The sequence below is a fragment of the Campylobacter sp. BCW_4321 genome, assembly GCF_001763075.1.
GTDB lineage: Bacteria > Campylobacterota > Campylobacteria > Campylobacterales > Campylobacteraceae > Campylobacter_D > Campylobacter_D jejuni.
Window position 1 is genome coordinate 22,886 of the sequence record NZ_MJYA01000064.1, and the last position, 19,338, is coordinate 42,223.

Consider the following 19,338-nt stretch of genomic DNA (forward strand, 5'->3'; position numbering starts at 1 on the left):
TCTTCTTTTTCGCTTCCGCCATCTTCCAAAGTTAAATCTAAATCAGTTTGAATGTCTTCTTGAGTCTGTTCTTTAGTTGCTTCTTGTTCTAAATTTTCATCTTCTAAATTTTGAGTTTCTAAAGTTTCGTTTGCATTATCATCTTGCACATCATCATCAAAACTCAAATCTTCCATTCCATCTGAATTTATATCTAAAGAATTTTCATCAGGCAAATCATCTAAATTTAAATTATCTAAATCCAAGCTTATATCAGCATAAGGATTTTCATCATTGCTTAACATTGGCAAATCAATAGATGTATGTTTGTTTGTATCTTTATTATTAAGTAAATTTAAAAAATCTGTAGGTAAAAAAGGTTTTTGTAAAATTTGCGCATCTATATCTTCTACATTTTGGTTTCGCGGAGCTAAAAAAATCAATCTATCACATTTTTCTTTAAGAATTTTTAAAGGTGCTGGAGTATCGCTATCTACAACAATCACATCATAATTACCCAAATTTTCACTATAAGCATTAAGTTCTTCAAAATCATAAGACATTTTTTTAGCACTAAGGCTTACAAGTCTTGAAACTACAGGGTTTTCATTTAAAAGTAAAATTTTCATCACTTTAATCCTTAAAAAATAATCACTATTTTACGATAATTTCATTTATCCTTTCCTTAGGAGAAAAAAAGAGTTTGCATATGAGTAAAAAGTTCTAAAATTAAATTTTTAAAATATTGCATCATAACTAATAAAATAGCGATCAAAACTACAAAGCCTAAAGCTATCTTTATAGGATAGCCAATAACTAAAAGATTAAATTGTGGCATTGTTTTCATCAAAAGTCCAAAAATAACATCGGCTAAAAGTGAAATTCCAAGTATGGGAAAGCTCATAGTAAAACCTATGATGAAAATATTAAACATACCCATATTTAAATAATGCATTAAATTCTCATGCGGATAAAATCCACCTAAACTAATATAACCTAAAGAATGACTTAAAAACAAAAGCATTAAATGATGACCATCAAAAGCAAGAAAAAACATCAAAGCAAGCAAATTTAAAATTTGTGCCGTAATAGGCATACTCGTTCCAGAACTTGGATCTAATATACTTGCCATAGTAAATCCCATAGTAAAAGCAATCTGCTCACCTGCCATCATAATAATAGCAAAAATAATTTGAAGCATTAATCCTGCTATCATTCCAAAAATCACTTCACTAATAAGCTGTAAAACAAAAAAACTATCTAAATGCAAAGATTCTAATCTAGCCAAAGGATATAAATACATAGTCAAAAATAAAACTATAGTACTTTTTATCACCATAGGGATAGAATTATGTGAAAAAAAAGGAAAAAAAACTATAAGACCACTCATTCTAGCAAGAAGCAACATAAAAGTTACAACATTTTTATCGCCTAAATAATTAACAAATTCCATTGGCGTTTATAGTATAAGTTTTATCACAAAAACTTGCAAGCTTACTATCGTGAGTTACAAAAAATAAAGCTGCATCATTTTCTTTAACATAGGAAATTAAAAGTTCGATAACATTTTTAGCATTATTAAAATCCAAATTTCCAGTTGCTTCATCAGCAAAAATAATCTTTGGTTTTTTACAAAGCACGCGCGCGATACTCACACGCTGTTGTTGTCCGCCGCTAAGCTTTCCTATTTTTTGATGTAAAAGCGTATCAATACCTAATCTTTTTAAAATTTTCTCATCTAAATTTTGACCCGATAAAACACTAGCAAGTTCGATATTTTCTAAAGCTGAAAAACCTTTAAAAAGATAATGTGTCTGAAAAATAATACCAAAATCATAACGGCGAATTTTTAATCTTTCGTTTTCATCTATCTGATAAAGACTAGAACCTTTAAAAAAAACTTCACCTTTTTTTGGAATTAATAAAGAAGAAAGTATATGCAAAAGAGTAGATTTGCCACAACCGCTACTCCCTTGAATAGCAATGCAATCTTTAGTATTTAAAGCAAGATTTAAACCCTCAAAAAGCGGATAATCAAAACTATGGCTTAAATTTTCCGCTCTTAAGAGTTCCATTTTTAACCGTTTTTAAAGTTGTGCAGCAACTTCAGCCGCAAAATCTTCAGTTTTCTTTTCTAAACCTTCGCCAACTTCAAAGCAAATAAATTCGACAATTTTAATTTTTCCGCCAAATTCTTTTTCTTTTTCGGCAATTACTTGTTCTACGGTTTTTTTATCATCCATTACATAAAACTGACCCATTAAAGTAAGTTTGCTATCAAGTTGAGAATTATCTGCTATAAAGCTATTCATTTTACCTGGGATAATATTGTCCCAAATTTTTTCAGGTTTACCTTGAGCTTTAAGCTCTTCTTTGATTTTTTCTTCAGCTTCTTTTAAAATTGCATCGCTTAATTGTTTGCGACTTGCAAATTGAGGAATTTTATGTTCAGGTTTATTTGGATCTTTAAGTCTGCGTCTTTCTTCATTTTCTTTTTCAAGTTCAGCAACCAAAGCTTTGTATTCATTTTCAACAAAAGTCATATCCAAATCTTCATAACTTAAATAACTTGGTCTCATTGCTGCAATATGCATACAAATTTGTCTTAACAAATCTCTTGATTTTGAAGCCACTTCAGCGCTATCGCAAGCTGCAGCGATCACAACACCAACACGGCCATTTGTATGGATATAACCATTTACAACGCCGTTAGCACCTGCTTTTAAAGTTGCAAATCTTCTTACAACTAAGTTTTCTCCTATAGTTGCAATTTGACTTTTTAAATATTCTTCAAATTTTACGCCATTGATTGTGCTTGAATGAAGTTCTTCCACACTTTGCAAGCTATTGCTTTGAATATGAGCTGTAGTATCTTTTGTTAAAGCGATAAACTGATCATTTTTTGCCACAAAATCTGTTTCGGAATTAATCTCGCTTACAGTTGCGCTTGTAAAATCATCGCTTACTTTTACACTTACTAAACCTTCTGCAGCAAGTCTATCTGCTTTTTTAGCAGCCTTACCTAAACCTTTTTCTCTTAAAAGTTGTACTGCTTTATCAAAATCTCCATTAGTTTCACTCAAAGCATTTTTACAATCCATCATCCCCGCACCTGTACTTTCGCGGAGTTCTTTTACCATTGCAGCAGTGATTTCAGCCATTATTCTTGCTCCTCACCGAAGTCTTCTTCGCTCATCGCTTCATCTAAAACTTCTTTTTTCTCTTCATCGGTGATTTCTTTTTCTTCATTTGCTAAAGCTTCACCATCTTGTTCTCTTAAAGCTTTTCCTTCATTAATCGCTTCAGCCATTTCTTGACAGAAAAGTTGCACTGAACGAATTGCATCATCATTTCCTGGAATAGGATAAGTTACCAAATCAGGATCGCAGTTTGTATCTAGTGGAGCTACAACAGGAATTCTTAATCTATTTGCTTCTTGAACAGCAATTTTTTCCTTTACTGTGTCAACAACAAAAATCATATCAGGTTGAGTTTTCATATAACGAATTCCACCTAAATAAGCTAATAATTTTTCTTTTTTTCTTGTAAGCATTAAAGCTTCTTTTTTAGTTAAAAGCTTAATACTTCCATCTTCTTCCATTTTTTCAATTACTTCTAATTTTCTAATTGATTGGCGAATAGTACCAAAATTTGTCATCATACCGCCAAGCCATCTATGATTTACATAAGGCATACCGCATTTTTCAGCGTATTCTTTAATCGCTCCACCTGCTTGTTTTTTTGTTCCAACAAAAAGTATAGTTTTTCCTTCGGCAGCAGCGTCACGAACGATATTATAGGTATATCTAAAATATCTTAAAGTTTTTTGTAAATCAATTACATAAATACCTTTTCTCTCGCCAAAAATGAATTTTTTCATCTTTGGATTCCAGCGTCTTGTTTGGTGTCCAAAATGCACACCGCATTCTAATAAATCTCTCATACTAACCATGAGTTTCTCCTTATAAATTTAGCTTTATTCCTCCACATCCCTTAATTTACACAAGCTAAAAAGGATTGATGTGTGTGAAATGAAGCTAAGATTCTATCAAATTTAAGTTTAGTTTTTACTTATATATGTAGTCCTTGGTAAGGCTTAGATTATTATTGATTTCTTTTGTGATTAAAAATTGGAACAAATCCACGCTTCCAACACGAAAAGCAGAGGCACAAGAACGAAGGTATAAATCCCACATTCTTATAAATTCTTCATCATATTTTTCCCTTACCTTGTCCAATACTTTGTTAAAATTTTCATCCCATAAATCTAAAGTTTTTGCATAGTGCATTCTTAAACTTTCTGCTAAAAGAAGATGAAAATCCCACTCACTCATAGCGCTTACAACCTCTCTTAAAGAAGGTAAATATCCTCCTGGAAAAATATATTTATCTATCCAAGCATTTGTTTTTCCTTCAAACATGGCTAAAATAGAATGTAAAAGCATAGAACCTCCAGGTTTTAAAACTTGTTTTACTTTCATAAAATAAAGTCCCAAATTCTCTTTGCCTACATGTTCAAACATACCTACCGAAACAACTTTATCAAAATAATTTTCAAATTCTAAATCTTGATAATTTTGAAGTCTTATTTCTATTTTATCTTCAAGATCAAGTTCTTTTACTCTTTCCTTGGCTTTTTTACACTGCTCCTCTGAAATAGTAATTCCAACAACCTTAACCCCATACTTTTGAGCCGCCATAATAGAAAGCCAACCCCAACCACAACCTATATCTAAAAGCTTTTCTCCTTCTTTTAAATCAAGTTTTTTAAGAGTATGTTCTATTTTGTTAATTTGAGCTTCATAAAGAGTATTATTAGGCTCTTTAAAATAAGCGCAAGAATAGCTCATAGTATCATCAAGCCAAAGCTTATAAAAATCATTACCTATATCATAATGACTTTTAATATTTTTACTTTCCTGTTTTTGGGCTATTTTACTCAAGATATCCTCTGTATTTTTTAAAAAACGCTTATTTGAAAAATAATACAAAACTTTAGCTATTTCATCATAATCACCTTCTATTTCTAGTTTAGACTCCATATAATGTTTTGCAAAAACTAAACTCGTATCACTAAATAATTTTAAAAAAGGTATTTTTTCTTTGAAAATTAAAGAAAATTTAGCAGACTGATTACCCACATGAAATTCTTCTTGATCCCAAAATACAATTCTAAAATTTCCATAATTCCATTTTGAAAGAATAAATTTAATCATTTGTTTTTCAAGCATGACATACTCCAATTAATAAAAATTATTATTTGATAGTATCTCTTAATTAGGTTTAAAAATTAATAAAAATGAAGAAAAAATAAGATTTTTGCCATTATCATTAAATAATGGCAAAAAATGTAATATTAATGTAATTTAGACCAAACAGAACGCTTCCAACCTATAGCAAAAATACTTAAAATTACAAAGAATATCATTACATAAATTCCTGTAGTTTTTCTTTCTTCTTTTTTGCTATCACCCACTTGATCAATATAAGATACAACCTTAGCCTGTGCAGCTTCTGTTAAACCTACTCTTGGCATAGCGGTTCCTGGAAGAAGTTTTTGAGTGTTATTAATAAAATCATGTAAATATTGCTCACCACGAGATCTTATCATCATAGAAAGATCAGGCGGAACAGAACCTAAATAAGTTTTTAAATCATTTTGATTTGATGGAGTAAAAAAGCTATCGTATTTCATATCATGACAACGTCCGCAAGCCTCAATAAAAGTTGCTTTATCTTTAGCAAATTTTATATCTTTTTCCATTAAAGCCGCTTTTTGAGCACTATTTTCCATTTTAGCATATTTTGCCTCAACATCTTTCTTAATAGTAGCATCTTCATTGGCTTCAAATTTAACACTCACATCTTTAAGATAAGCAATTACATTGGCTATATTTGCATTTGTAGCTTCTTCACTTTCTCCTGAAGTATCTTTATTGTAAGCTGTCATAATAAAAGCATCACCAAATTTATGATCTACTTTTAAAGCAAGCGCAGGATGCATAATTAAAGCAGCTAAAAATTTTTCATCAAAAATAGCACCAGCTGCACTAAGATCAGGTGGTATTACTCCCATAGAAGAATCGGTAATATTAGCTGCTATTCCATCTTCTTTTACACCATGACATGCAAAACAGTTATTTTCAAAAAATTCTTTACCTTTTTTTGCATCACCCTTAGCAAAATCGATCTTTGCAACATCTGCCCAAAGTGTTTCAACTTTGCTTAATTCTTCTTTTGCTTTTTCAAGCTCTTTGTTTGCACTCTCTATTCTTTTAGCATCTCCTGAAGCTTGTGCATCTTTTAGAGCTAATTCTTTAGCTTCAACTATACCTTTTGCAAAAGTAGTATCTTCAACAGCAAAATCAAAATTTGCAGGAGCAACATGAGGTTTCATCACTGAATGAGCATAAGGCTCTACCCCCCAATATACAAGTGCAGTAAAAACTACTACAACTAAAAATATTTTTATTTCTCTCATTGTTTAGCTCCTTTTCTCTCCATAATAGTAATAACCGGTAAAACTACAATAAGTAAAAGTAAAAATACTATAGAAGCATAAAATCCTACCCAAGCATTTACACCTGTTGGAGGTAATTTTCCATAAACTGTTAAAACAATTAAATCAATAAGCAATATCCAAAACCAAATGAAAAATAAAGGTCTTTCATGAGCCGGTTTTACAACATCACTTCTATCAAGCCAAGGAAGCAAGAAGAAAATCACTTGAGCAATACCAAATGCAGCCAAACCTATATCAAAAGCTTTAATACCTGCAATATCAAAGAAAAATCCTCTTAAAACTTCATAACTCCATAAGAAATACCACTCAGGATAAATATGAGCTGGTGTTTTAAGCGCATTAGCCGGATCAAAATTAATTGGATCCATTGCAAATTCAAATTTAAAACAGACTAAATAAAAGAAGAAAATCATAAAAAAGCTTATATACATAAAATCTTTTGATAAAAATCCTGGCCAAAAAGGAATCACTTTAGAACCCTTTGTGTCACCTGCCATGTACTTTTCAGCCTCTAAGTCAAAGTCAAGTTCTTCAGAAATTTCATTATTAACATGAGGAATTCTTAAAGAATAGAAGTGAAATGCTATAATAGCAATGATAACTATAGGAAGCAAGCACACATGAAGCATAAAAAATCTTGTTAAAGTTGGATCAGAAACCGCATAATCTCCACGAATCCAAATCACAAGTTCAGGGCCAATAAATGGTATCCCTCCAAAAAGATTAGTGATTACTTGAGCTGCCCAATAACTCATTTGTCCCCAAGGAAGCATATACCCACTAAAAGCTTCAGCAGAAAATACAACAAACAAAAGCATACCGCTAACCCAAATCATTTCACGACCTTTCTTATAAGAACCGTAATAAATTCCTGTTAACATATGTATGTATATAATCAAAAATACAACAGAAGCGGCAACACCATGCATGTGACGCCAAAGCCATCCATAATCCACCTCTTGCATAATAGTCTTATTCACACTATCAAAAGCAAGTGCAGTATCTGGTTTATAATACATTACAAGTAAAAGTCCTGTAACAAAAAGCACTGCAAAAAGAGTGGTTAAAATAACCCCCATTGCCCAAAGAAAGTTAATTTGCTTTGGTATCCAATACTTTACCATTAAAACATCAAGTAGTTTATGTACTGCAAGTCTTTGATCAAGCCAATCTACAAGACCATTAGCTTTTCTAATTTGTGCCATCTTAAGCCTCCGCTATCATTTTTTTATATTCAGGACCCTCTTCGCCTAAAACAAGTTTGGTTCCATCGATCTTAAAAGGAGGAATTTCAAGAGGCTTTGGAGGAGGTCCAAAGACATTTTTTCCACTTGTGTCAAATTCTCCACCATGACAGGCACATTTAAACAATTGCTCGCTTGGTTGGTAAGCAGGTATACAACCCAAATGCGTACAAAGTCCTATAACCACAGTATAAGCTGCGTTATCTACCACAACATCACGTTTTTCATCTTTTGGCATACTCGCATCTTTTTTTAATATAAAAATAGGCTTTTTACGCCATTCTATAGTTCTAAGCTCTCCATCTTGCATTCCTGATAAATCTACTGTAGTAAAACCTGCAGCTTTGACACTTGGAAGTGGATCCCAAGTTTTTTTCATCGCAACAAGCGAGAAAACACCGCCTACAGCAGCTACGCTTCCAAATGCAAAGCCCATAAAGCTTCGTCTACTCTCAGATGTAGCCATAACTTGTCCTTTCGATTTTATTTTTTAACCAAGTTAAAAGTTTATCGAAATTAAAATAAATTTTTTCTTTGTTTAACAAATTTTGATATTTAGACAATAAGAGCAAAAAGAGAAAAAACAAGCACAGGTAAAGTTATCAAAAAGCCAAATTTAGAATATTGCCAAAAAGAAATATTAATGCCTTTTCTAGCCAAAACTCCAAGCCAAAGCAAAGTTGCCAAAGAACCTATTGGCGTAAGTTTTGGGCCTATGTTTACCCCCAAAAGATGCGCATAAATCATCAAGGAATCAAAAGAAAAATTCTCAAAATATTCTTTTAATGCCAAATCGCCGATTAAAACCATAGGCAAATTATTAAACACAGAAGATCCAAAAGCTGAAATCAAAGCCACACCAAAAATTCCACTCTTATCTTGCATCAAAAAAGCATAGCTTTTAACCAAAATTTCACTCACGCCTATTTTATGTAAAGCAAAAACCACCATATAAAGCCCAAAACTAAAAAGCAAAACTCCATAAGGTGCTTCAAAAAGAATTTTAACACTTTTTTTACCTTGAATTTTTAAAACAATAAGCCAAAAAATTCCCGCCCAAAGCAAAGCAAAAAAACTTATTTTAATATCAAAAATTTCACCTATAAAAAAACTGATCACAAAAAGAAGTAAAAATACTATGCAAAGAAAAAACAATTTCAATGAAATTTGCTCTTTTTTGACTAATTTAAATTCAAGCCTTTTAGGCAAAACTCTCCCATAAAGCATAAAAACCATAACTATAGTAGAAAGCAAAACAAAAAATTTGGCAAAAACATATTTTTAGCAAATTCTAAAAATTCTATCTTAAAATAATTTGCTGTAATAATATTGGTTAAATTTGAAATAACCAAAGCGTTTGAACTTGCATCACATAAAAAAGAAAGACTAAGCAAAAAAGAACTTAAAATAAAAACATGATTTTTACAATCTTTAAGAGTTGAAAATAAAGCTATAATAATAGGTGTAATGATTAAAATCGCTCCATCGTTAGCAAAAAATGCAGAAAGAAAAAAGACAAAAATCAACAAAAATAACATCAATTTTTTTGTGCTAATATAAATTTTTTCTTGATTTTTCTCTCTAGAAAAATGCAAAATTTTACTCGCAATAAAATCAAAAAATCCCAAAGCTTCCAAGCTAAAAGAAAGGATAATCAACCCAACCAAAGTTAAAGAACTATCCCAAACCAAAGAAAAAACAAAATAAGCGTCTGTAAAATCTACCAATTGAAAAATAAAAACAAAAAAAGCTCCCAAGCTAGAAAATACCCAAATAGGTAAATTCCATGGACGCCAAAAAAGTAAAATTAAAGTAGATAAAAAAATAAAAAAAGCAAGCATTTAAGCTTTTTTCTTTTGCATTTTGATATAAATTTGCAAAATATCCAACGCCGCAGGAGTGATTCCACTGATTTGACTTGCAGCAAAAATAGTTGGAGGTTTATGATGATTAAGCTTTTCTACAACTTCATTACTCAAACCGCTTACACTTTTAAAATCAAAATTTTCAGGAATTTTAAGCTCGCTAAGATTTTTCATTTTTTCTACTTGAGCTTTTTGCATACTGATATAATGATAATACTTTGCCTCATTTAAAATCTCTCTTAAGGAGTAATGATCCATAGTTTCAAACATAGGATCAAGTTTTTTTAATTTTTCTATATCAAAACTTGCTCTTGCGACAATTTTTTGAAGATTGACTATAGAAGAAATTTTATCTTCTCCTAAACTCTCTAAAAAAGCATTATTTTGGTTATTAGGTGTGAATTCTTTAGAAAGTAAAAATTCAAGTCCTTTTTGAAGATTGTTTGCGATATTTTGTATATAAGTAAAATCTTGCTCACTTAAAAGCCCTAAATCATAGCCATATTTTCCAAGTCTAAGTATAGCATTTTCTTCCCTTAAAAGCAGTCTAAATTCCGCTCTTGAAGTAAACATTCTATAAGGTTCTTTTGTACCTTTTACTACCAAATCATCAATTAAAACTCCTATATAAGCTTCATCACGCCTTAAAATCAAAGGCTCTTTCATATCTATGCTTAAACTTGCATTGATTCCTGCCATAAAGCCTTGTGCTGCAGCCTCTTCATAACCTGTAGTTCCATTAATCTGTCCTGCACAATAAAGATTTTTAATCTTTTTAAGTTCTAAAGTATGCTTAAGTTCAGTTGGCTCTATATAGTCATATTCTATAGCATAACCAAAACGGGTTATTTTAGCATTTTCAAAACCCTTTACAGAACGCAGCATTTGAGTTTGCACTTCATAGGGCAAAGAAGTAGAAAAACCATTGATATAATACTCCGTTGCATCGATAGTTTGAGGCTCTATAAAAAGATGATGACTTTCTTTGTCGCTAAAACGATTGATCTTATCTTCTATAGAAGGACAATACCTTGGCCCCACGCCTTCAATCTGTCCTGTAAAAAGTGGGGCACGATAAAAATTATTCTTAATAATCTCATGTGTAGTTATATTAGTGCGTGCGATATAACAAGGAAGTTGAGTAGGATTAAAATTTCTTGAACGAAAACTAAAAGCTTTAGGATTTACATCGCCATCTTGGATTTCAAGTGCGCTAAAATCAATACTTTTTGCATCCACTCTTGGGCAAGTTCCTGTTTTTAAACGCCCCATTTTTAAACCCAAAGTTTGTAGATAATTGCCTAAATTTACCGAAGCAAGCTCCCCTACCCTTCCTGCTTGAAGTTTATTTTCGCCTATATGAATGAGTCCATTTAAAAAAGTCCCTGTTGTAAGTATCACTTTTTTGGCAAAATATGTATTTTCTAAATTTGTTTTTACGCCTTTAACCTCATCATTTTCTACGATTAAAGCATTCGCTTGTTCTTGAGAAATTTCTAAATTTGGAAGTTTTAAAAGTTTATTACGTGCAATGATACGGTATTTATCCATATCAATTTGCGCCCTACTTCCTTGAACGGCTACACCCTTACTTTCATTTAAAATGCGAAATTGTATTCCCGCTTCATCAGTGATTTCACCCATAAGACCACCCATGGCATCAAGTTCTTTTACCAAATGCCCTTTAGCAAGCCCACCTATAGCTGGATTACAGCTTGCTGCTCCTATTTGCTCAATCAATGTAGTTAAAAGTAAGGTTTTTTTACCCATTCTAGCAGCAGCAGCACTTGCTTCAACACCCGCATGTCCACCACCTATAACAATGACATCAAACATATTTTGCCTTGAAAAATGTGAATTTTTAAAAGAAAGATTATATAATATTTAGACTTAAAACAAACTCGTTTTAAGTCTAACAAAAATTTATTTAGCTTCTTGGAGAGAGAAAATTAACTCATTATAAGTTTTATCTGCATCTTTGCAGAAATTTTTAAGCATCTCAACACCTTTATTTAAACCTTGTTGCTGTTCTACTCTTAAAAGATCACTATAAAGGCTTTCTATTGTAGAAATAGCGCTTTTATTTGGCATACGACGAACGGAATAATAGCCTATGATATTATTATTAATGTCTATTGATGGAGTTACATTTGCAAAAACCCAGTAGTAATTGTTATCTTTAGTTTTGTTTTTTACGTAAGCAAAAATTTCCTTACCCTCTCTCATATAATCCCATAAATATTTAAAAACAGTTTTTGGCATCTCTTCATGTCTTACTATATTATGAGGTTTATTTAAAACTTCACCCATGGTATAACCTGCATACTTTAAAAAATCATCATTTGCATAAACTATTTTACCTTTTAAATCTGTTTTAGAAGTAATTAAACTATCTTCTTGTAAAAAAATTTCTCTTGACATTTTCCCACCCTCTTAATTTATATTTTTAATTTTGCTAAGATTTCAGCACTTCTTTGCTCTAGTGATTTAATATCATTTACAATCGCATCATAAGCTTTTTGATCGATATAATCTTGACTTGATTCTTCTATTGCTTTTTTAGCATTATCTTTTATAAATTCTTTAGCTAAATTTAACTCAGTTTCAGAACTAAGTTCATTAATAACACCTTGAGCTCTCTCATCTTGACAAAGATTAGAAATTGGATCTACACTTTCAAGATTGAAATTTTGAGCCCCATTTAAATTTAAATATATATTTGATTTATAAAGAATATGATCGATTTTAACCACAGACAAAATCAATCTCTTTGCAAAGGATCCAAAATTAACACCAAGAGCACTACTATTTTCTTCTAGACGTTTAAAAGCTTGAGAAAATTTATTAATTCTTTCTTCAGATTCGCTAACAATGTTAAAAACTTGATCGCTGCCACTTTGGATATTTACAAAATCCTGTTGCATAGTCTGAATTGCAATGGAAATTTCGCTTGTAGATCTTTGAGTTCTTTCTGCTAACTTTCTAACTTCATCAGCCACAACCGCAAAGCCCCTACCATGTTCTCCTGCACGTGCAGCTTCAATAGCAGCATTTAAAGCTAGAAGATTAGTTTGATCAGCTATATCGCGTATTACTTCAACCACTGAAGTAATATTTTGGGAATTAGCTACAAAAGTTTGTACTGTTTCCTTGCTCGAATTTACAACATCCATTAAAGAACCCATAGCACTTTGCAAAGAATCCACCTCTGAGCCATTTTCTGTAGCTGTATGAGTAATAGCATCAACTGTATCATATACATTTTTCATCATGCTAATATCTTGATTTAATGAGCTAGAAATTTGAGACATATCTTTATTTTGATTTCCAAGGCTTAAATCCATTAAAGTTCTTGATAAAGCATTTTTAAAAGTGGATCTTGCTGTCACTTCTATATTTGCTAAAGCTTTATTTATAAATTCGATATTATGAGCAAAAATTCCTTTTAAACCTTCAGGCAAAGCTTTGCGATAAAATTCACCTTTTTGAGAACAAGAAATAGAAGTATTAATTTCCCTTAAGTAGGCTTCTAGTCCATCAATAGTATTGTTAAGATTATCTGCTATTTCGGCTAATTTTTTGCTTTTTGTTTTTACATATATCATTCTATTGTCAAAATTTCCTTCTTTTAACTCTCTACAAAGAACCAAAAGTTTATCTATCATCATTTGCTCATCTTTGTGTTGTCTAAGCAAATAAATCATTAAAACAGCGATTAAAATAAAAATTATCGCTCCAATATAAATATGAATAAAAATGGCACCCAAAACACCGATAATACTTAGAAAAATAGTTAATAATAATCCATTTTTCACCATAAATTTACCCCTTTTACTAAAAATTTTTTGAAGTCATAAATTAAAATAATACTTTAATAATATATTACTTTAATTTTTAGGGGAAGATTATATAATAAAAAAGATTAAATATATCTTATTTAGTTATCTTCTTGTAAGTTAAAAACAAGTTCATTATAAGTCATTTTATAAGAACTTACAATATCCATTAAAGCTGAAACTCCAGCATTAATGCCTGATTTTTGCTCTTTTTCAAGTAAAATTTTATAAACTTCTTCAATTATAGGAAGAGATTTTCTATTAGGCGCACGACGAACAGAATAGTAGTTGATGATATTTCCATTGGCATCAAATGAAGCACTTACATTTGCAAACACCCAGTAAAAACTACCATCCTTGGCTTTATTTTTTACAAATGCAAAAATTTCTTCTCCTTTTTGAATATAATCCCAAAGACATTTAAATACAGTACGTGGCATATCTTCATGTCTTACTATATTATGAGATTTATACAAAAGCTCATCGACTTTATAACCTGCGTATTTTAAAAAGTCATTATTGGCATAAATGATATTCCCCTTAAGATCTGTTTTAGAAGTAATTAAAGCATTTTCAGACAAAACTATTTCTTTCATAATTAAAACATCCCAATAAAACAAATAAATCAAAAATAGAATTATTACTAACAATAAACAATAAAAAGTATACTAAATTATAAAATTTTCAAAAAATATTTTAAATTTTATAATGCAAATAATGAGAAATTTTGTAACATTTATATAAAAAATTATCATATCATGTAAAAGAAAGTATTTCTAGATTTGTTTTTTTGTTAAAATTTACAATACGCATTGTTAAAATTATATTTCACAAAAGATCAAAAGGAGTGAATAAACTTGGAAACTTTAAGTCAAACTTTAGCTGAAAGAAAACCGCCTTTATATAAACGTATTATAAAAAGTCTTGGATTTTGGGTGATTATAGGCATTATTACAGGTATTATACTTGGTTATACAGATAAAGAATTAGCCATTGCTAGCAAACCAGGAGTTGATTATTTTATAGGTGCTTTAAAGGTTCTTATAGGTCCTATTATTTTTGTTACTTTGGTTTTGGGCATCATTAGTCTTGAAAGTTTAAAAAAAGTAGGTAGTATTGGCGCTAAAGCGGTTATCTACTTTGAAGTTGTAAGTACTTTAGCACTTGCTATAGGTATTTTTATGGCAAATGTTATGCAACCAGGCCATGGAATGAATCTTGATCCAAGTCAACTTGATACAAAAAGCGTTCAAAAATATATTTCTCAAACCACAGAAGTAAGCGCGAGCTCTGAGATCATGCATATTTTAAAAGATGCTATGCCTACTGATATTATCACGCCTTTTACAGAAGGAAAAACCATACAAGTTTTAGTCATTGCTATAATTACTGCTTTGATTATTTCTTTAATGAGAATAGAAGATAAACAGGCAATTCAAAGAGTTTTTGAAGTGGTACAAAATTTTGTTTTTAAAATTCTACAAATCATTATGTATTTTAGTCCTATTGCCGCCTTTTCAGCAATGGCTGTACTCATAGCTCAATACGGAATTGGCTCTTTGATCAACTTAGCATATTTACTTTTAGTAATGCTGATTTCATGTCTTGTTTTTATATTTGGAATCTTAGGCCTGATTTGTTATTTTGCAAAAGTAAATATCTTCAAATTTATGAGATTTATCTCAAGAGAAGTATTGATCGTTTTTGCAACCAGTTCAAGCGAGTCTGCGCTTGCTCCTTTAATGAGAAAACTAGAAAAAGCAGGACTTTCTAAAGCAACAGTCGGACTTGTTTTACCAACGGGATATAGTTTTAATCTTGATTGTACAAATATTTATCTAGCTATGAGCTTAATCTTTCTAGCACAAGCTTTCAATGTAAATTTAAGTTTAGCACACGAAATCAGTATTTTAATAGTATTAATGATAGCCTCAAAAGGTGCAGTAGGTGTAACTGGATCAGGTTTTATAGTGCTTGGAAGTACGCTTGCGGCTCTAGGAAATATGGAAATTTCAGAAGCAAATGCAACCTTAGCGCAAGTTCTACCAGTAGCTGCCATAGGTGTTCTTTTAGGTGTTGATAAATTTATGTCTGAAATGAGGGCTGTTGGAAATCTTTGTGGAAATTCAGTAGCAGCTTTAATCGTTGCTATCTGGGATAAACAAATTGATCGGGAAAAATTCAACTATGCTATGGATAATCCAGAAAAATTCCATAATGCTGGAATGAACTAATGGGTTCTTTGGAGGAAATCATATCGATTAACCTCCTCTAAAGTATTATCTTTTTTCCTAAATTGTTTTAAAAAACTTTCATTGAAATTAAAACTAAATCCAACTTGAACAACGGTATCATCAACAGTCTCTCTTGCGCTATAATCACGACGCAATAAATTTAAACTAAATACACTATAAGGAGAGTAAGATACTTGATAATTAGTTTTATCATTATCCTTGCTTATATCAAAAGCAAAAGCGGTGTAAGTTGGAATTACAAAACTCATTCCAAGCTGTAAATTTTTTTCTGCTTCATTGGGTATGTAATAATTACTATAAGCCTTTATAAATTTACTATAACCAAACTCTGCACCAAAGCTTTTAGTATCTTTTTGTTCCTTTTGTTTGTCAATAAAACCATTAACTCCAAATAAAAAATCATCTTTTTCATAACGATTGATTAAGCCCCCTGAGTAATTATAATTATCTTGAGCCACAAAAAGTTCTTTTTGAAAAAGCAAAGAATTATTCTCTCCCTCATAAAGAGAACTTAAATTTTTAACCTGCGCGTTTTCGTTTTGAAAATCTAAATTCCCATCTGTTTTATCTATACCATTATTATTTTCTAAAGTTTTTGAAAGCAAGCTATCAAAAGTGCTTTTAAAATCCACATTCTCTTCTTGAATTTTTGGAGCTTCTTTGGTATTTTTATAATCAAAGTGCTCCCAAGAATTTTGATTATTATTTTTTGCTAAAGCCTCTGTAAGTTCATCGGCATTGAGTAAAGAAAACAATGCTATTATATAAAAAATACCCCTCATTATTCTTATATTCCTTATTATTTCTTGTTTGAGTATTTATTATAAAAAAATAATATAAATAAAAATTCCACAAAGACTAAAAATTAAAATTAGCAAATTTAAAGTAAATAAGTGTATAATTAAAATAAAAAAGGGTTATTAATGCAAAAAGACAACCTCATAGCTTTTGTTATTTTTATTATCAGTGCTATCGCATTTGTTATTTGGGGATTTGGTTATATTTCGCAACATCAACTCATTCTTTTTATTCTTGCTTCTATATTTGGCATTTTTATGGCATTTAATATAGGTGGAAATGATGTAGCCAATTCTTTTGGAACAAGCGTTGGTGCAAAAACAGTAACCATTAAACAAGCTTTAATTATAGCAGCTGTTTTTGAGCTAAGCGGAGCAATCTTCGCAGGCGCAGAAGTTACTAAGACCATACGCAGCGGTATTGTTATTTTTCCAAATTCTTTAGATCCTATGCTTTTTGTTATCATTATGCTTGCTGCACTTTTAAGCTCTGGGGTTTGGATTTTTATTGCAACCAAGAAAGGCTTACCTGTATCAACCACACACAGTATAGTTGGTGGGATTGTAGGTGCTAGCATTATGATGGGGCTTTTAAAATTTGATGGGATCCAAACACTCTCTATGGTTAAATGGAGTGAAATTTTAAGAATAGCTATTTCTTGGGTAGCTTCTCCTCTTTTAGGGGGTATTGTAGCTTATATTATTTATTCATATATTGATAAGAAAATTTTAAAACCATCAGAAAAACTAAATGACGATTTGAAAAATATCAAAAAAGAAAGAAAAAAATTCAAAGAAAAATATTTTTTAAATTTAAAAACAAAATCCCAAGAAGAACAAATTAAAGAACTTTCCGCTATAGCTTTGGATGAAGAAGAACAAGAAAATAATTTCTATAGAAATAAAATGAAGGAATTTAAGGATCAAGAAAAAGATATAGATATTTACTCTATTTTAAAAACTCATATGCCAATCATTGCTTGTATTGCTGCTGCTATCATTTCGGCAATGTTTTTATTTAAAGGTTTAAATAATGTTAGCACTTTGGATATTTTACAAAACTTTTGGATTATCGGAATTATAGGAACTATAAGTTATGTTGTAACATTTGCTATAGTCAAAATCGTTAAAAAAACAGAACTTAATAAAACTACTGATAGAATTTTCTCATGGTTTCAAATATTTACAGCTTCTAGTTTTGCATTTTCACACGGAGCCAATGATATAGCCAATGCTATAGGTCCTTTTGCAGCGATTTTAGATGTCTTAAAAAACGGCACAATTAACGCGACTTCTCCTGTACCTTTTGCTGCTTTAGCTATGTTTGGAGTTGCTCTAGTTGTAGGACTTTGGTTTTTAGGTAAAGAAGTGATTACCACAGTGGGTTCAAAACTTGCAACCATACGCCCTACTACTGGATTTTCTGCAGAACTTGGTGCAAGCATAGTTATACTCTTAGCTACACAATTTGGAATTCCTGTTAGCTCCACCCATATACTCATAGGTGCTATCTTGGGTATAGGAGTGTATAATAAAAATGCAAATTGGATTATGATGAAGCCTATAGGATTGGCTTGGATTATCACTTTACCAGCCGCTGGTATTATGGCAGCACTTGTATTTTTAGGATTTAAACTATCTTTAGGAATTTAAGTAAAGCTTATTTTTCTAAAATATTTTTTCCTTTAATTATATGCATTTTAATCTTTCCAAAAAGTTTATCCTCAGAATAAAGAGAACTTTTTGGAGCAAAAATTTCTTCATTCTCATCAAAAAGAACTAGATTAGCTTCTTTTCCGACTTCTATAACTCCACTATTCAAACCTAAAAATTTACTAGGATTTTTACTTGTAAATCGACAAAGCTCTTGCCAATTTAAAAATCCTTCTTTGATTAAAAAAGTATAACAAAGACTTATAAATTCGCATACGCTATGAATTCCAAAAGCCGCTTCATCAAAAGCTAAATCTTTTAAAGAAATTGATTTTGCACTATGTAGGGAAGTTAAAAAGCTAATCTTTCCTTCTTTTAAAGCCTCTCTTAAAGCCAAAACATCTTCTTTGCTTCTTAAAGGTGGCATAAGTTTCGCAGCAGTATTAAAATCTTCACAAGCACTATCATCTTTGATAAGATGATGAATGCTTACAAGTTTTAAATCCTTTTCATCTAATAATACTAAAGAATCTTTCAAACTTAAAAGATCAAAAATAACTTTATTTTTATAAAATTTAGCCAATTCTTTCATTTTAGCTATCTGGCTAGTTTCAGCGATTTTACTCATGCCTATAAGCCCTAGCTCAAAACTCATTTCACAATCATTCATCACTCCATTATCATCAAAATCCTTATCATAACAACGCACAAAAATTGGAGAGTCTTTCATAAAAGCATATTGTGAACTTACTTTTAAAGTATTTGCATCTAAAGAGCTGTCAAGTTCTAGAGCACAAGCACCTTTATTTAAAAGAGTGGCTAAATTTTTAAGCTTGCCGTTTGTATCCTTAACCCGCACACTTGAAAAAATTTGCATCTTTCTTTGAGCTAAATTTTGTAAAAATAAAGCAAAACTTTCTTCATCAAAATCCATGCAATCACGCAAAACTATACTAGAAATTCCTCCTTTTAAACACTCATTTTCCAAAAGCTCTAAATTAGCTAAAGAAAATTTATCGTTTTTTAAACTCACACACAAATCCACAAAAGATGGAAGTAAAGTCATACCTTTAGCATCTAAAATTTCTTCGCCTTTTAAATTAGAACCAATATTGGTAATTTTTCCTTCTTTAATCTCTATATCTTGTAAAGAATTTCCATAAATTTTTGCATTTTTAATTATCAT

The 19,338-nt window shown here is 30.8% G+C and carries 16 protein-coding genes and 2 pseudogenes; 2 read left to right on the forward strand and 16 right to left on the reverse strand.

What is annotated here, in order from left to right; translation table 11 throughout:
* From AJN58_RS10425 to cetC, 14 genes and pseudogenes are all read right to left on the reverse strand, one after another.
* Positions 1-608: pseudogene (locus AJN58_RS10425) on the reverse strand (highly acidic protein); the annotation flags it as partial.
* A gap of 56 nt (positions 609-664) precedes the next feature.
* Positions 665-1,432, reverse strand: a complete 768-nt coding sequence (gene fliR / locus AJN58_RS08170) for a flagellar biosynthetic protein FliR (RefSeq protein ID WP_002859266.1) — start codon at positions 1,430-1,432, stop codon at positions 665-667.
* Positions 1,419-2,054: an ABC transporter ATP-binding protein gene (locus tag AJN58_RS08175; protein WP_070292171.1), complete on the reverse strand. Its 636-nt coding sequence runs from the start codon at positions 2,052-2,054 to the stop codon at positions 1,419-1,421. Before AJN58_RS08175 ends, fliR begins: the two co-directional genes overlap by 14 nt.
* A gap of 12 nt (positions 2,055-2,066) precedes the next feature.
* The gene (tsf, locus tag AJN58_RS08180) at positions 2,067-3,140 is read right to left on the reverse strand and encodes a translation elongation factor Ts (protein WP_002852901.1); all 1,074 of its coding nucleotides are present in this window, start codon (positions 3,138-3,140) and stop codon (positions 2,067-2,069) included.
* Positions 3,140-3,931: a 30S ribosomal protein S2 gene (gene rpsB, locus AJN58_RS08185; protein ID WP_002870699.1), complete on the reverse strand. Its 792-nt coding sequence runs from the start codon at positions 3,929-3,931 to the stop codon at positions 3,140-3,142. The genes tsf and rpsB overlap by 1 nt, the downstream gene beginning before the upstream one ends.
* A 115-nt stretch (positions 3,932-4,046) precedes the next feature.
* Positions 4,047-5,210 (reverse strand): SAM-dependent methyltransferase, encoded by a 1,164-nt coding sequence (locus tag AJN58_RS08190; protein WP_038402156.1) that lies wholly within the window; start codon positions 5,208-5,210, stop codon positions 4,047-4,049.
* A 125-nt stretch (positions 5,211-5,335) separates the two neighbouring features.
* Complete coding sequence (locus AJN58_RS08195) at positions 5,336-6,460, reverse strand: cytochrome c1 (RefSeq protein WP_002852693.1); 1,125 nt, start codon at positions 6,458-6,460, stop codon at positions 5,336-5,338.
* Positions 6,457-7,707, reverse strand: a complete 1,251-nt coding sequence (locus AJN58_RS08200) for a cytochrome b (RefSeq protein WP_002852758.1) — start codon at positions 7,705-7,707, stop codon at positions 6,457-6,459. Before AJN58_RS08200 ends, AJN58_RS08195 begins: the two co-directional genes overlap by 4 nt.
* Position 7,708: 1 nt before the next feature.
* Positions 7,709-8,212, reverse strand: coding sequence for a ubiquinol-cytochrome c reductase iron-sulfur subunit (petA, locus tag AJN58_RS08205; RefSeq protein WP_002852880.1), 504 nt, complete (start codon positions 8,210-8,212; stop codon positions 7,709-7,711).
* Between the two features lie 89 nt (positions 8,213-8,301).
* Positions 8,302-9,587, reverse strand: a pseudogene (locus tag AJN58_RS08210) (arsenic transporter).
* Positions 9,588-11,447, reverse strand: coding sequence for a tRNA uridine-5-carboxymethylaminomethyl(34) synthesis enzyme MnmG (gene mnmG / locus AJN58_RS08215; protein WP_070292173.1), 1,860 nt, complete (start codon positions 11,445-11,447; stop codon positions 9,588-9,590).
* An 87-nt stretch (positions 11,448-11,534) separates the two neighbouring features.
* Complete coding sequence (gene cetB, locus AJN58_RS08220; protein WP_002861897.1) at positions 11,535-12,032, reverse strand: bipartate energy taxis response protein CetB; 498 nt, start codon at positions 12,030-12,032, stop codon at positions 11,535-11,537.
* A gap of 17 nt (positions 12,033-12,049) precedes the next feature.
* On the reverse strand, positions 12,050-13,429 hold the full coding sequence (gene cetA / locus AJN58_RS08225; protein ID WP_070210777.1) for a bipartate energy taxis response protein CetA: 1,380 nt from the start codon (positions 13,427-13,429) through the stop codon (positions 12,050-12,052).
* A gap of 119 nt (positions 13,430-13,548) precedes the next feature.
* The gene (gene cetC, locus AJN58_RS08230) at positions 13,549-14,043 is read right to left on the reverse strand and encodes an energy taxis response protein CetC (RefSeq protein WP_070210778.1); all 495 of its coding nucleotides are present in this window, start codon (positions 14,041-14,043) and stop codon (positions 13,549-13,551) included.
* A gap of 261 nt (positions 14,044-14,304) precedes the next feature.
* Between cetC and AJN58_RS08235 the strand changes: the two genes are divergently transcribed.
* A complete protein-coding gene (locus AJN58_RS08235) occupies positions 14,305-15,681 on the forward strand; it encodes a cation:dicarboxylate symporter family transporter (protein WP_044779083.1) in 1,377 nt (458 codons plus the stop codon).
* Here the strand turns inward: AJN58_RS08235 and AJN58_RS08240 are convergent.
* Complete coding sequence (locus AJN58_RS08240) at positions 15,678-16,484, reverse strand: inverse autotransporter beta domain-containing protein (RefSeq protein WP_044779082.1); 807 nt, start codon at positions 16,482-16,484, stop codon at positions 15,678-15,680. The genes AJN58_RS08235 and AJN58_RS08240 overlap by 4 nt on opposite strands.
* Positions 16,485-16,625: 141 nt before the next feature.
* On the opposite strand from AJN58_RS08240, the gene AJN58_RS08245 reads away from it, so the two are divergent.
* On the forward strand, positions 16,626-18,152 hold the full coding sequence (locus tag AJN58_RS08245; RefSeq protein ID WP_044779081.1) for an inorganic phosphate transporter: 1,527 nt from the start codon (positions 16,626-16,628) through the stop codon (positions 18,150-18,152).
* A 7-nt stretch (positions 18,153-18,159) separates the two neighbouring features.
* Here AJN58_RS08245 and AJN58_RS08250 read toward each other — a convergent pair whose 3' ends face one another.
* Positions 18,160-19,338, reverse strand: a complete 1,179-nt coding sequence (locus AJN58_RS08250; RefSeq protein WP_044779080.1) for a metal-dependent hydrolase — start codon at positions 19,336-19,338, stop codon at positions 18,160-18,162.

Bases quoted from the DNA above. Each gene is read 5' to 3' on its own strand.
- fliR (WP_002859266.1), bottom strand. From the start codon at position 1,432: ATGGAATTTGTTAATTATTTAGGCGATAAAAATGTTGTAACTTTTATG.
- AJN58_RS08175 (WP_070292171.1), bottom strand. From the start codon at position 2,054: ATGGAACTCTTAAGAGCGGAAAATTTAAGCCATAGTTTTGATTATCCG.
- tsf (WP_002852901.1), bottom strand. From the start codon at position 3,140: ATGGCTGAAATCACTGCTGCAATGGTAAAAGAACTCCGCGAAAGTACA.
- rpsB (WP_002870699.1), bottom strand. From the start codon at position 3,931: ATGGTTAGTATGAGAGATTTATTAGAATGCGGTGTGCATTTTGGACAC.
- AJN58_RS08190 (WP_038402156.1), bottom strand. From the start codon at position 5,210: ATGCTTGAAAAACAAATGATTAAATTTATTCTTTCAAAATGGAATTAT.
- AJN58_RS08195 (WP_002852693.1), bottom strand. From the start codon at position 6,460: ATGAGAGAAATAAAAATATTTTTAGTTGTAGTAGTTTTTACTGCACTT.
- AJN58_RS08200 (WP_002852758.1), bottom strand. From the start codon at position 7,707: ATGGCACAAATTAGAAAAGCTAATGGTCTTGTAGATTGGCTTGATCAA.
- petA (WP_002852880.1), bottom strand. From the start codon at position 8,212: ATGGCTACATCTGAGAGTAGACGAAGCTTTATGGGCTTTGCATTTGGA.
- mnmG (WP_070292173.1), bottom strand. From the start codon at position 11,447: ATGTTTGATGTCATTGTTATAGGTGGTGGACATGCGGGTGTTGAAGCA.
- cetB (WP_002861897.1), bottom strand. From the start codon at position 12,032: ATGTCAAGAGAAATTTTTTTACAAGAAGATAGTTTAATTACTTCTAAA.
- cetA (WP_070210777.1), bottom strand. From the start codon at position 13,429: ATGGTGAAAAATGGATTATTATTAACTATTTTTCTAAGTATTATCGGT.
- cetC (WP_070210778.1), bottom strand. From the start codon at position 14,043: ATGAAAGAAATAGTTTTGTCTGAAAATGCTTTAATTACTTCTAAAACA.
- AJN58_RS08240 (WP_044779082.1), bottom strand. From the start codon at position 16,484: ATGAGGGGTATTTTTTATATAATAGCATTGTTTTCTTTACTCAATGCC.
- AJN58_RS08245 (WP_044779081.1), top strand. From the start codon at position 16,626: ATGCAAAAAGACAACCTCATAGCTTTTGTTATTTTTATTATCAGTGCT.
- AJN58_RS08250 (WP_044779080.1), bottom strand. From the start codon at position 19,338: ATGATAATTAAAAATGCAAAAATTTATGGAAATTCTTTACAAGATATA.